At 68.4% G+C, this 13763-nt stretch carries 9 protein-coding genes; 7 read left to right on the top strand and 2 right to left on the bottom strand.

The features are described from left to right. Together otsA and Q7S93_RS06025 are read right to left on the bottom strand one after the other, a co-directional pair. Window positions 1–1386: an alpha,alpha-trehalose-phosphate synthase (UDP-forming) gene (gene otsA / locus Q7S93_RS06030; RefSeq protein WP_304712836.1), complete on the bottom strand. Its 1386-nt coding sequence runs from the start codon at window positions 1384–1386 to the stop codon at window positions 1–3. Then, window positions 1386–2582: a mechanosensitive ion channel family protein gene (locus Q7S93_RS06025; RefSeq protein WP_304712835.1), complete on the bottom strand. Its 1197-nt coding sequence runs from the start codon at window positions 2580–2582 to the stop codon at window positions 1386–1388. Before Q7S93_RS06025 ends, otsA begins: the two co-directional genes overlap by 1 nt. A 245-nt stretch (window positions 2583–2827) precedes the next feature. On the opposite strand from Q7S93_RS06025, the gene Q7S93_RS06020 reads away from it, so the two are divergent. The 7 genes from Q7S93_RS06020 to gspF all read left to right on the top strand — a co-directional run bounded on the left by Q7S93_RS06020 (window position 2828) and on the right by gspF (window position 13759). Then, the gene (locus tag Q7S93_RS06020) at window positions 2828–3631 is read left to right on the top strand and encodes a potassium channel family protein (RefSeq protein WP_304712834.1); all 804 of its coding nucleotides are present in this window, start codon (window positions 2828–2830) and stop codon (window positions 3629–3631) included. 303 nt (window positions 3632–3934) lie between these two features. Beyond that, a complete protein-coding gene (locus Q7S93_RS06015; RefSeq protein WP_304712833.1) occupies window positions 3935–5413 on the top strand; it encodes a hypothetical protein in 1479 nt (492 codons plus the stop codon). Between the two features lie 73 nt (window positions 5414–5486). Continuing rightward, on the top strand, window positions 5487–8072 hold the full coding sequence (locus Q7S93_RS06010) for a TonB-dependent receptor domain-containing protein (protein ID WP_304712832.1): 2586 nt from the start codon (window positions 5487–5489) through the stop codon (window positions 8070–8072). 175 nt (window positions 8073–8247) lie between these two features. Continuing rightward, entirely contained in the window at window positions 8248–9051 is an 804-nt protein-coding gene (locus Q7S93_RS06005) for a type II secretion system protein N (protein ID WP_304712831.1), read from the top strand. Further along, the gene (gene gspD, locus Q7S93_RS06000) at window positions 9048–11072 is read left to right on the top strand and encodes a type II secretion system secretin GspD (RefSeq protein ID WP_304712830.1); all 2025 of its coding nucleotides are present in this window, start codon (window positions 9048–9050) and stop codon (window positions 11070–11072) included. Before Q7S93_RS06005 ends, gspD begins: the two co-directional genes overlap by 4 nt. 1 nt (window position 11073) lies before the next feature. Next, a complete protein-coding gene (gspE, locus tag Q7S93_RS05995; protein ID WP_304712829.1) occupies window positions 11074–12567 on the top strand; it encodes a type II secretion system ATPase GspE in 1494 nt (497 codons plus the stop codon). Continuing rightward, a complete protein-coding gene (gspF, locus tag Q7S93_RS05990) occupies window positions 12554–13759 on the top strand; it encodes a type II secretion system inner membrane protein GspF (protein WP_304712828.1) in 1206 nt (401 codons plus the stop codon). The genes gspE and gspF overlap by 14 nt, the downstream gene beginning before the upstream one ends. Window positions 13760–13763 lie beyond the last annotated feature (4 nt).

The raw sequence follows: 13763 nt of genomic DNA, 5'->3' as shown, positions 1-13763 counted from the left end.
CTAGATCGCCCGCTCGCCGGTCATCAGGGCCGAGACGAAGGCGTCGCGCCAGGCCGAGACGTCTGTGGCCTTGAGGTCCGCCATCAGGGTCTCCCACCGCCGCCGACGCTCGTCCAGCGGCATGGCCAGTCCCCGCAGGATGGCGTCGGAGACGTCCTCGCGGCTGAACGGGTTGACGATCAGGGCCTGGCCCATCTGTTCGGCGGCGCCGGCGAACCGCGACAGGATCAGCACGCCGGGATCCTCCGGATCCTGGGCGGCCACATATTCCTTGGCCACCAGGTTCATGCCGTCGCGCAGGGGCGTCACCAGGCCAAGCTTGGCCGCCCGATAGATGCCGGCCAGCTGGTCGCGGCGATAGCCCCGGTTCACATAGCGGATCGGCACCCAGTCGACGGTGGAGAAGGCCCCATTGATCCGGCCCGAAACCCCGTCCAGCCGCCCGCGGATCTCCTGATAGGCCTCCACATCCTCCCGGCTGGGGGTGGCGATCTGCAGCAGGAAGACCTTCTCGTGCAGGTCGGGATTGTCATGCAGGAACTGTTCGTAGGCGAGGAAGCGCTCCTCCAGCCCCTTGGAATAGTCCAGCCGGTCGACGCCGATGATCATCTGGCGGTCCAGCATGCTGGTCTGCATGCGGGCATATTCCGCCTTGGCCGTGTCCTGCTCGAGGGCGGCGGTGAACTCGGTGACGTCCATGCCGATGGGAAAGGCGCCGAAGTCGGCGGTGCGGCCAAAGGCGCTCAGCCGGTGGTCCTCCCCCACGGACCCGCCGGCCTCGTGCAGCACATAGTCCTCGAAGGCCTCCAGGGAGTCGTTCGTCTGGAAGCCCACCAGGTCATAGGCGAACAGGGCCTCCACCAGCTGAGGATGGCGGGGCAGGGTGGTGATCAGGTGGCGGGCCGGCCAGGGGATGTGCAGGAAGAAGCCGATCCGGTTCTTCACCCCGCGCCGGCGAAGCTCCTGGGCCAGCGGGATCAGGTGGTAGTCATGGACCCAGACGAAGTCGTCTTCCTCGATCAGCGGCAGGACGGTTTCGGCGAAGCGGGCGTTGACCCGGGCATAGCCTTCGCCGAACGAGCGCTCATAGGCGGTCAGGTCCACGCGATGGTGAAACAGCGGCCACAGGGTCTTGTTGGCGTAGCCGTTGTAATATTCCTGAACGTCCTGCTCCTCGAGATCCATGGTGGCGACGGTGACGCCGCCGGCCCGCTGGACCCCCACCTGGCCGCTATAGGTCTCGGTGGTCTGGCCGCTCCATCCAAACCAGATGCCGGAATGCTCCCGCAGGGCCGCGGCCAGGGCCATGGCCAGACCGCCCTGGGTCCCGCCGCCCACATCGCTGGGCGGGCTCACACGGTTTGAGATGACGACGAGACGGGGCATCAGGCTTGGGCCTTTGCGGGTTTCTTATCCGGCTGCGGCGCGGTCTCCGCCGGCTGGGGCAGGACAAGGTGCACGTGCGGATAGGGGATTTCGACGCCGGCGGCGTCCCAGGCGGTCTTGATTCTGCGATTGAAGGCGCGGCCGACCCCCCACTGGGCGCCGGGCGGGGTCTTGATCCGCGCCCGCAGGACGACGCCGCTGTCGGCCAGGGCGCTGACGTCCATCACCTCCAGGGGCTCCAGGATGCGGGGCGACAGGTCGGGGTCGGCCCGCATGTCATCCACCACCTGGGCCATCACCTCGAAGGCCTTGTCGATGTCCGACTCATAGGACACCGCCAGTTCGATGACGTGATAGGAGAAGACCTTGGTCATGTTGTGAATGATCTGCGCCTCGCCATAGGGCAGGACGTGCAGGGTGCCGTCCAGGGCCCGCAGGCGGATGGTGCGGATGGTCATCTGCTCCACGACGCCGCTGGAGCCGGCAATCTCCACCACGTCGCCCACGGCGACGATATCCTCCGAGATCAGGAAGATGCCGGTGAGAAAGTCCTTCACCAGGGTCTGGGCGCCGAATCCGATGGCCAGGCCGATGACGCCGGCGCCGGCTAGAAGCGGACCAATCTCCAGCCCGACCTCGGCCAGGATCATCATCAGGCCGATGATGACGATGACGCCCCGGGCCACCCCATGCAGCAGGGGGCCGATGGTGTTCAGCTGGGCCTCTCGGCGCACGCCGGCTTCCTTGCGCGCCGCCATGCGCGCCAGCAGACGGTTGACCAGCAAGGTCGCAAGCTCGGCGGCCGCGAAGGTGACGACCGCCAGGATGGCGATGCGGATGACGCCTTCGACCACCTGTTGGCCCAGCCCCGCGGTCAGCCAGCCGAGGATGTCAAAGCCCCAGATGGCGGCCAGGGCGAAGAAGGCGCCCAGGACGAGGCCCGTCTCGAACGCCGCCCAGGTGACCTGGGTCACGCGCCGGGTGCGGATGGTCTTCTCGGCGTCGGCCGGGCCGGGCATGGCGCGCACGCCGCGCTTCAACAGGCGGCGCACAAGGACGCCCGCGCCGACGGCGGCGATGATCACCAGGGCGGACAGGGCGATGTTCAGGGCCAGGGCGCCGGGCCCTAAGCGCAGCAGCGCGTTCCAGCTCTCATGGAGTCCGAGAATGACCTGTTCGCTTGCCGTGTTGACCACGCCGGGGCCTCCTTGTCTGTTCTGTCTTGTCGGGCCGGCGGCCAGTGGGGCGCTGGGCCCCCTGCGGGTCGGCCTCAGGCCGCCGATCTAATAAGGCCCCTGCGCATTATCGGTTCAGTCTGCGGGGCGCTCTCGGTTAGAGCTAACATGGGCGCGGCCTCGGAAGGCGGCGTCTCACGGACCTGTGATGGCCAGGCGGGAAAGGTGACAGCTTTGGCGACGAACTGCACAGACGCGCGGACCGTTTGACCCCGTCGGACGCCAAACCTTCGGAACGTAAGCGCGCGCTTTGGCGGCTGCGCGCCCGTCTTCGCGCGCTCTATCACGGCGAGTCCCCCGGCGCCGTGCGGTTCCGGCTGGCGGTTATCGGCGTGGACCTGGCGCTGATCGCCTTCTTCATCGCCGCGCCGTTCCTGCGGGAGTCCCGGGCCTTCCTGCCCCTGGATCTGACGGTGGCGGCGATCCTGGCCGTCGACATGACCGCCCGGGCCCTGGCCTGGCGTAGCCTGAAGTCCTGGATCCGGCGGCCGATCGTAATGATCGACCTCTTTGTCCTGCTGACGCTGCTGTTCCCCACCGTACTGATCAACCTGGCCTTCCTGCGCGTGCTGCGCATCTGGACCCTGTTTCACAGCGACTTCTTCTGGGAGACCGTCGGCCATCGGTTCGATGACACGCGCTGGGAGGACGTCATCCGGGCGGCCGCCACCCTGGTGACGTTCGTCTTCGTCGCCACCGGCTTCGTCTACACCATCTATGTGGGCGATGAGGGCGGGGTCAGCGGCTATATCGACGCCCTCTATTTCACCGTCACGTCGCTCACGACCACGGGTTATGGCGACATCATCCTGCCGGGAATCACCGGGCGGCTGGTCTCCATCGTCATCATGATCTCGGGGATCACCCTGTTCGTGCGGTTCGCCCAGGCCCTGTTCAAGCCCTACAAGGTGCGCCACACCTGCCAGGTCTGCGGCCTGATGCGGCATGACCCTGATGCGGTTCACTGCAAGGCCTGCGGCGCGCTCCTGAACATCCCCAACGAGGACTGAGCCTGTCGCGCCCGGCGCGACAAATCTCGTTTTCCCCTGCGGACGGCCCAGATTTCGACACGCTTGAATCGGCGATCACCGACGCCTTTGGCGCTATTTTCGTTAGCAGAAACAACGTCTTGACCCAGGCCGTGGCCGAGATGTCGCAGGCCGTCGGCTGCACAGAACTGTCACACATCCGTTCGCGACCTGTCACGCAGCCTACCTAGAACGGCGGTCGGGCAAGCGGGCGTTCAGGTCTCAAGATGGGATCTGGGGAAAGCCGGCGCCTGCGCGCAATTCATCGCCACGGCGGAGATAAAGATGACCGGCACCACCACCCTCAGAAACCTGCTGATCGTGTCGATCAGCGCCATGGCCCTGGCCGCCTGCGGCGGCGGCGCCGACAATGTCGCCTCGCCGGGCGAAGGCGCCTTCCCTCCGAACCCGACCACCCCCACCACGCCGACGAACCCGACCGATCCCGGCACGGGCCAGGCCGCCGCCGATTGCCCGACCGGCTTCACCAATGTCGGCGTCATCCTGAACGGCACCCTGCGCAACTGCCAGCTGCCTTCCAAGATCACCGGCAACCTGGTCGTCCCGGCCCGCGCCGGCACCATCTATTCGATCGGCGGCCGCACTGATGTGGGCGATGACCGCGGCGCCGATCCGGCCAACCCGGTGGCCGGCGCCCAGCAGGGCATCCTGACCATCGAGCCCGGCGTGCGCGTCTTCGGTTCGGCGGGCCTCGACTACATCAACGTCCAGCGTGGCTCGCAGATCTTCGCCGAAGGCACCTCGACCAACCCGATCATCCTCACCAGTCGTCAGAACATCGAAGGCACGACCGGCGCCGACTCCATCGGCCAGTGGGGCGGCCTGGTGATCTCCGGCCGCGCGCCGATCGCCTCCTGCCCGGCCGGCACGACGCCGCCGAACATCAACTGCGTCGCCACCTTCGAAGGCGGCGTCGCCCTCTATGGCGGCAATAGCCCCAACGACAATTCCGGCCGTCTTCGCTACGTCCAGGTCCGTTACGCCGGCTTCGAAATCCAGCCGAACCGCGAGCTGAACGGCATCACCTTCAACGGCGTGGGCGCCGGCACGACCCTGGAATATGTCCAGGTTCACAACGGCTCCGACGACGGCATGGAGTTCTTCGGCGGCACTGTGAACGGCAAGTACATCGTCATCACCGGCGCCGACGACGACAGCGTCGACACCGATGAAGGCTGGCGCGGCGGCATCCAGTATCTGATCGTTCGTCAGCGGGCCAATGGCGGCGACCGCGGCTTCGAACAGAGCTCGGTCGGCGTTCAGGCGGCCTACAACTCCCAGCCCAAGTTCGCCAACTACACTGTCATCGGCTCGGGCCGCACCGGCGCGGGCGACATCCAGCTGCTGAACACCGGCACCGGCGGTCGCTTCGTGAACGGCATCCACGTGTCGGCCAATCCGGCCACCGCCTGCCTGGATGTGGACACCCCCTCCACCGTCGCGGCGGCACCCCGTTGGGACTCGGTGCTCTTCTCGTGCGCCACGGCCTTCCGCGCCGACAGCGACGTCGACGGCCCGGCGACCCAGGCCCTCTTCGCCGCCGGCACGAACAACAACGCCAACCACACCTCGACCCTGAACGGCTTCGTCAACGGCGCCAATGAAACCGCCGCGACGGCCACCGATCCGAAGACGATCTACGCCTTCTTCGACACCACCAACTATGTCGGCGCCGTTCGCAATGCGAGCGACACCTGGTGGCAGGGCTGGACCTGCGGTCTGGCCAGCGGAAGCAACTGCTGATCGAGCCGGAACGGGGCGGCCTTCGGGCCGCCCCCTTTCTCTTCGCGTCCGTCGACAATCAAGGCGACCTTCCATGAATATGCTCCGCCCCCTCACGGGCCTCCTTCTCTGCACCACAGCGCTGATGGCGCCGGCGGTGGTCTCCGCCCAGGCCTCTGACGGGGCTGAGGTTCAGGAACTGGTTGTCCGCGGCCGCTACATCCCCGAAGTGATGCGCGAGACGGCCGAGGTCGCCTCCATCGTCACCGCCGACGATCTGGTCCGCCAGGGCGACGGCACCGCGGCCGAAGCCCTGACCCGCCTGACCGGCCTCAGCGTGGTCGGCGGCCGCTTCGTCTATGTCCGTGGCCTCGGCGAGCGCTACTCCTCGGCGCTGCTCAACGGGTCGCCGCTGCCAAGCCCCGAGCCGCTACAGCGGGTCGTGCCCCTGGATCTGTTCCCCAGCGGCATCCTGGCCAGCGTGAACGTCCAGAAGACCTATTCGGCCAACTATCCGGGCGAGTTCGGCGGCGGCGTCATCGACCTGCGCACCGTCGGCGTGCCGGACGAGCCCTTCCTGGCGCTCAGCTTCAGCCTCGGCGCCAATGATGAGACGTCCCTCAAGCAGGGCCTGACCTATTTCGGCGGCGAGTCCGATCTCACCGGCTTCGACGACGGCACCCGCGATGTTCCGGCCGCCATCGCCGCCGGCATCGCCACGGGCAAGCGCATCGACCAGAGCAACTTCGACGCCGCGACCCTGGCGACCATGGGGCGCAGCTTCCAGAACGCCAATGTCCGCCTGCTCCAGTCCACCAACGACGTGCCGATCAATGGCAGCTTCGGAATCTCGGCGGGCTCGCGCTGGAACTATGACTGGGGTTCGCTGGGCGTCATCGCGGTCGGCGGCTACGACCGCAGCTGGGAGACCAGGCGCGCGGTCCAGCAGGCTGGCGTCGTCAGCCTGGGCGGTCTGTCGATCACTGAGGACCTGATCTCCAACTCCACCGAGATGGACGTCGAGTGGCACGGCCTGGGCAGCGTCGCCCTCGATCTCGACGACCACAAGTTCCAGTGGACCAACTTCTACGTCCGCAACGTCACCAAGGAAGCCCGCTCGGTTGAGGGCGAAAGCACGCTTTCCAGCAACTTCATCCGCGACGACTACACCGCCTGGTACGAGCGCGAGCTGTTCAACAGCCAGCTGACCGGGGCGCACACCTTCGGGGATCTGGAGATCGACTGGCGCGGGTCCTACGCCCAGACCCGTCGCGATGCGCCTTACGAGACGCAGACCCGCTACCGGCGGATCGCCGACACCTTCTACCATAACCCCCAATCGGACGCGAATTTCATCCGGTTCAGCGAGCTGGAAGATACCACCTACGGGGCCGGCGTCGATGTTCGCTATCGCCTCGACAATCCGCTGATCGTCGATCTGACGCTGTCGGGCGGCTACGCCTTCTACGAAAACGAGCGCGACTCCGTGACTCGCGTGTTCCGGTTCACCATGGACCAAACCCCGTCACTGGCCTTCCAGCAGCAGCGGGTCGACTTCCTCTATTCGGACTACAACATCGGCCCCAATGGCCTCTTCCTCCGGGAAGTGACGGGTTCGGAAGGGGCGGCCGCCTACGAGGCCAAGCTGACCACCAACGCGGTCTACCTTCAGGCTGAAGGGGAGATCCTTCCCGCCGTGCGCGCCAGCCTTGGCGTGCGCTACGAGGAGGGCGAACAGTTCGTCCGCGCGCTGGATCTCTTCTCGACGAACCAGCCCCTCGGCGTGGAGCTGAACAACGACTATGTCCTGCCCGCCGCCACGGTCACCTGGAACTTCGCCGAGGACCAGCAGCTCCGGTTCGGCGCGTCCAAGACCATCGCCCGCCCGCAGTTCCGCGAGCAGGCGCCGCAGCTCTATCTCGACCCGGAATCGGACCGCACCTTCATCGGCAATCCGTACCTGATCGACAGCGAGCTGCTGAACCTGGACATCCGCTACGAGCGCTACTTCGAGCGGGGCCAGTTCGCCACCATCGGCGCCTTCTACAAGGATATCGACAAGCCGATCGAGTCGATCGTCAACGAGACCGGCGGTGGCCTGCAGCAGACCTTCCTGAACGCCCCCAAGGCCGTGCTCTACGGGGTCGAGGCCGAGTTCAAGAAGTTCTTCGAACCCCAGTTCGGCATGAACTGGGTGGACGACAAGCGCTGGCTGATCGGCGCCAACTACACCTGGACCAAGGCTGAGGTGCAGGTGGATGAGGGCGATCTGGTCTTCCCGCTCACGGGTCTTGGCCAACCGGCTCCCGCGGAGAACTTCGTGATCGACGGCAGCCGCCTGCAGGGCACGTCGGAGCACATCGCCAACATCCAGTTCGGCTTCGAAAGCCTGGACGGCGCCACCCAGGCGACCATCCTCGCCAACTACGCCAGCGAGCGGACCACCGCCCGCGGCGGGGCCGGCGCGGCGGACTTCCTGCAGGAGCCCGGCGTCACCCTGGACTTCAACTTCCGCCAGAAGTTCCAGATCTGGGGGCCGGAATTCACCCTGGGCCTTGAAGCCCGCAACCTGCTCGGCGAGGAGTTCGATGAATTCCAGACCCAGGGCGGCGACAAGGTGATCCTCAACAACTACGAGCTCGGTCGCAGCTACACCATCAGCCTGTCGACCCGCTTCTGACGACAGGGCGAAGGCGGCCGGCGGCCGCCTTCGCCTGATCGAACAGGGCCTGCGGCAAAGCGTCATCAAATCCCGGCGCTGTCACGGACCTGTCATCGAAAGTTTACATGAAGGCCCCGACGGGCATGCGGCCGCCGGCCCAGCCCACCATCCCAGGGACTTCGGAGATCCTCCTGTGAACCTAGCCGCCGTTCGTCACGGCGTCGCCCTGCAGCCCCGCACCATCCTGGGGCTGGTGGAGATCGCCCTGGTTCTCCTGCTCGCCGTGCAGGCTGCGCGGCTGGTCTGGATCGTCGTCGCTCCGCCCTCTGGCCCCCTCGGGGTCGCGCCGACGAGCGGGGCGGGCGCCTCGGCCCAGACCGAAATCCTGGCCCGGTTCGACCCCTTCTTCCGCCTCGGCGGCCCGTCCGACGCCCCGGTGACGACGGGTTCGGACCTCCAGCTCTATGGGGTGCGCACGGGCGGGGCGAGCGCCTCGGCCATTCTTGGGCCCCCCGGCGGCGCCCAGACCCTCTATTTCATCGGCGAGCAGGGTCCTGACGGGATCACCCTGGTCGAGGTGGCCGACGACCATGTGGTGGTGCGCCAGGGCGCCAACCGCCGCCGGATCGGCTTTCCGACGCCCGGCGGGTCCGCCTATGCGCCGCCGCCGACCGCGGCGACGACGGCCCAGGCTTCCGAGGCCGCCCCAGGCTATAGCGGCGCCCAGCTCATGGCGGCCCTGGCCCTGGCGCCGCGGATGCGCGAGGGTCGGTCGGCCGGCTATACGGTGACGCCCCGCGGCGCCCAGGGGGCCGCCATTCTCGCCCAGGCGGGTCTGCAGCCCGGCGACGTCCTGCTCACCATCGACGGCTCGGAGCTCAATGGCGAGCGCATGAGCGAACTGCCCCAGATCCTCGCCACCGCCACCCATGTGGACGTCAGCTACGAGCGTGGCGGCCAGGTCATGAACACCCGACTGCGGATGTCTGCCCCGTGAAGAGACTGATCGCCCTCGTCATCCTTATGGCCGCCGGCGCGGGCCTCGGGCCGGCGCCAGCCGCCTACGCCCAGCAGCAGACCCTGAACCTGCAGGACGCCGATATCCGCGTCTTCATCCAGGATGTCGCCCGGGCCACCGGCCAGACCTTCGTCATCGACCCGCGGGTCCAGGGGAAGGTCAGCATCAGCAGCAATGAGCCCCTGTCGCGCAACGAGCTGTTCGAGGTGATGCTCTCGACCCTGCGCGCCAACGGCCTGGTGGCCGTACCGGCCGGCGCGGGCGTCTATCGCATCACGCCGGAAGAGGGCGCGGCGGCCCAGCCCTCCAGCCTCAGCGGCGGGGGCGGCTATGGCTTCTCCACCCAGGTCTTCCGGCTGCGGAACATCGACGCCGTCTCGGCCGCCGAAACGCTGAAGCCGCTGATCGGCCGCCAGGGCGTGATCATGCCGAGCCCGCGGGGCAACCTGCTGGTGGTCGCCGACTATGCCGACAACCTGGCCCGGATCCGCAGCCTGCTGGGTCAGGTGGACCAGGACCGCACGCTCACCGAAACTGTCACCCTGCGTTCCAGCTCGGCCCGGGAGATCGCCAGCGTGGTCAACCAGGTGCTGAACCCCCCCGGCGCCGATCCCGGCGCCCGCAACGGCATCGTGTCGCTCGTGGTGGTGGAAAGCAGCAATTCCCTGATCCTGCGGGGCGAGCCCGAGGCCGTCCGACCGCTTCTGGACCTGGTGCGCGACCTCGACAGCCGGGCTGAGACCAGCGGCGACGTGCGGGTCATCAACCTGCAGCACGCCGACGCCGAGCAACTCGTGCCCGTGCTGCAGCAACTGGTCGGCCAGACCCAGACCCGGGGCGGAAACGACGAGGCCGCGGCCACCTCGACGGCCGCCGCTGGCGACCAGACCGCGACGGCGGGCGGAGGCGGTCGCCGGGCCAATATCGCCCGCTATCCCGGCGCCAACGCCATCGTCATCGCCGCCGACCCCGACACTCAGCGGGTGCTGGGCGAGGTGATCCGTCAGCTCGACACCCGCCGCCGCCAGGTGCTGGTGGAGGCCGTGGTGGTGGAGCTCTCCGACAACGCCGCCCAGCAGTTGGGCGTCCAGTTCGCCCTGGCCGGGATCAACGGCTCCAGCATTCCGTTCTCGGCCACCAACTATTCCAACGCCGCGCCGAACCTCCTGGCCCTGGCCGGGGCCGCGGCCGGCGAGGCGAACCTGCCTGAGGATTCCGCCGCCCTGGCCGCCCTTCGCCAGACCGCCATGGACTCCCTGCTGGGCGCCCGCGGCATGATCACCGGCGGCTACGGGCGCAGCGGCGACGCCCTGTTCGGCTTCATCATCAATGCGGTGAAGAACGACACCACCTCGAACCTGCTCTCGACCCCCTCGGTGATGACCCTGGACAACCAGGAGGCCACCATCCTGGTGGGCCAGGAAATCCCGATCACCACCGGCGAGGTGCTGGGGGACTCCAACAGCAACCCCTTCCGGACCGTCCAGCGGCAGGATGTGGGCATCCAGCTGGACGTGAAGCCGCAGATCAACGCCGGCGGGGCCATCACCCTCTTCCTGCGCCAGGAGGTGTCCAGCATCGCCGGACCGGTGAGCGAGGACTATAACGAGCTGATCCTCGACAAGCGCTCCATCGAAACCACCGTGGCGGTGGACGACGGCGCCATCGTCGTCCTGGGCGGCCTGCTGGACCGCAATGAGCGGACCACCGTCGAGCGCACGCCGTTCCTGGGCGACATCCCTGTGGTGGGCAATCTGTTCAAGGCGACCTCGCGCCAGAACGTGCAGCGCAATCTGATGGTCTTCATCCGTCCGACGATCATCGAAAGCGCCGCCGACGCCCAGGCCCTGACCGGGCCGCGCTACGCCTATATCCGCGACCGGGAGCTGGCCCGCAGCCCCGACGGCCTGAGCAATCTCGACGCCCTGGTTCGCGATTACATGCAGGCCGAACCCGTCACGGCCCTGCCGCCGCCCCCGCTTCCGCCGCCGGAACGCTGAGATGGAGGCCGCTGGTCCGCCCCTGCTGCCCTACGGATTCGCCAAGCGGCACGGCGTCGTGCTGCTGGGCGTCGACGAGGTCGCCCATGTGGGCCTGCGCGACGGCGCCGATCCCTTGGCGCTGGTCGAGGCGCGCCGCGCCCTGGGCCGCGCCCTGAAGGTCCACGCCCTGCCGCGGGCCGAGTTCGAGCGGCGCCTGTCGGAGGCCTATGCCGATGACGGCCTCTCGGCGGGCGGCCCTGACGATCTCGACATGCCCGGCGGTCTCGACAGCCTGGCCGAGGATATCCCTGCGGCCGCCGACCTGCTCGACAGCCAGGACGATGCCCCGATCATCCGCCTGATCAATGGCGTCATCGCCGAGGCCATCCGCCGCGGCGCCTCGGACGTCCATGTGGAGCCCTTCGAAACCGCCCTGATCATCCGGCTACGGATCGACGGCGTGCTGCGTGAGGTGCTGAGCCTGTCGCACCGGCTGAGCCCTCTGATCGTCAGCCGCATCAAGGTCATGGCCCGGCTCGATATCGCCGAGCGGCGCATCCCCCAGGATGGCCGCATCTCCCTGGCGCTGGGCGGCCGCAGCCTGGACGTGCGGGTCTCCACCCTGCCGTCCCGGGCCGGCGAGCGGGTGGTGATGCGGATCCTCGACCAGGAACAGGCGGGCATCCCCTTGCCCGAGCTGGGCATGCGCCCCGCCGTGCTCTCGGCCTTCCAAAGGGCCCTGGCCGAGCCCAATGGGGTGATCCTGGTCACCGGGCCCACGGGCTCGGGCAAGACCACCAGCCTCTATGCGGGTCTCGCCCTTCTGAACGACGCCAGCCGCAACATCCTGACCATCGAGGATCCGGTGGAATACGCCGTGCCTGGCGTCGGCCAGACCCAGGTCAACGCCAAGGTCGGCATGACCTTCGCCGCCGGGCTGCGGGCCATCCTGCGCCAGGACCCGGACGTGGTCATGGTCGGCGAGATCCGTGACGTTGAGACCGCCCAGATCGCCGTCCAGGCCAGCCTCACCGGCCATCTGGTGCTCTCCACGGTCCACACCAACGACGCGGCCGGCGCCGTGACCCGCCTGCGCGACATGGGGGTCGAGCCCTTCCTGCTGGCCTCGACCGTGCGGCTGATCGTGGCCCAGCGCCTGGTCCGCCGGCTCTGCCCCACCTGCCGCCGGCCGGAGCCCGCCGACGCGGCCACCGCCCGCCAGGCCGGGGTGGCGGAGGGCCAGATCCTCTACCGCGCCCAGGGCTGCGCCGACTGTGGACAGACCGGCTATGTGGGTCGGATCGGCATCTATGAGGCCATCTGGATCGACGACCATGTGCGTCGGCTGATCGGCGAGAACGCCGACGAGGCGGCCATCGCCGCGGCCGGGGTAGCGTCCGGCGGCGGCAGCCTATCGGCCGAGGCGCACACCTGCATCGTCGAGGGCCTGACCACGGTCGAGGAAGCCCTGCGGGTCACGCGCCAGGAAGGCGGCGGTCATGGCCAGCTTTGACTATGTCGCCCTGGACCTGGCCGGCCGCACCCGCACCGGCCAGCTGACGGCGGCCGACGAGGCCGCCGCCCGCGAGGTCCTCGAACGTCGCCGCCTGGCCGCCATCCGCCTGTCGCCGGGCAAGGCCAGGCCAGGCTCGGCCGGCCTGTTCGGCGGACGGCTGGACGCGCGATCCCTGGCGCTGGTCACCCGGCAGCTTGCGACGCTCGTCGCCGTCGCACCCTTGGAAGAGGCCCTGCGCACCATCGCCGTCCAGGCCGAGAAGCCGGCGGTGCGCAACGCCCTGATGGGGGTCCATGGGGGCGTGCTGGAGGGCTATCGCCTGTCCGACGCCATGGCGCGCCAGGGTCGGGCCTTTCCGCCCCTCTACCGGGCCATGGTCGCCGCCGGCGAAGGCTCCGGCGCCCTGCCATCGATCCTGGAGCGCCTGGCCGATCTTCTGGAGCGGGACCAGCAGGCCCAGAGCAAGGTCACCGCGGCCCTGGTCTATCCGGCCGTGCTGGCCGCCACCGCCCTGCTGGTGGTCCTGGCCCTCATGACCTTCGTGGTGCCCAAGGTGGTCGACCAGTTCGAATCCATGGGCCAGACCCTGCCCCTGCTGACCAGGCTGGTGATCGGAACCTCCGACGCGATCCGCAGCTATGGCCTGGTCATGCTGCTGGTCCTGGCGGTCGCAGGCGTCCTGGCGGCGCGTGCGCTTCGGCGGCCAGACATCCGGATGAACGCCGACGCGCTCATGCTGCGCCTGCCGATCCTGGGCCGCCTGACCCGCGACCTGCATGCGGCGCGTCTGGCGCGAACGCTCTCGACCATGATCGCCAGCGGCCTGCCGATCCTGGAGGGCCTGCAGATCACCGCGCCCACCATCCACAACCACGTCCTGCGCCAGGCGACGACGGACATGGCCGAGATGATCCGCGAGGGCGGGGCGCTGTCCTCGGCCATGCGCAAGGTGGCGGTCTTCCCGCCGCTGCTCGTCTATATGACCGCCAGCGGCGAGAACAGCGGCCGGGTCGAGCTGATGCTGGGTCGGGCGGCGGAATACATGGAGCGCGAGTTCGCGACCTTCACCGCCGTGGCGCTCAGCCTGCTGGAGCCGGCGATCATCATTCTCATGGGCGGACTGGTGGCGGTCATCGTCCTGTCCATCCTGCTGCCCATCCTGCAGATCAACACCCTGGCCCTGGGCTAGGGAC

The organism is Phenylobacterium sp. (assembly GCF_030646615.1).
In the GTDB taxonomy this organism is placed as follows: Bacteria; Pseudomonadota; Alphaproteobacteria; order Caulobacterales; family Caulobacteraceae; genus Phenylobacterium.
This window is presented reverse-complemented; position numbering and strand designations above follow the sequence as displayed.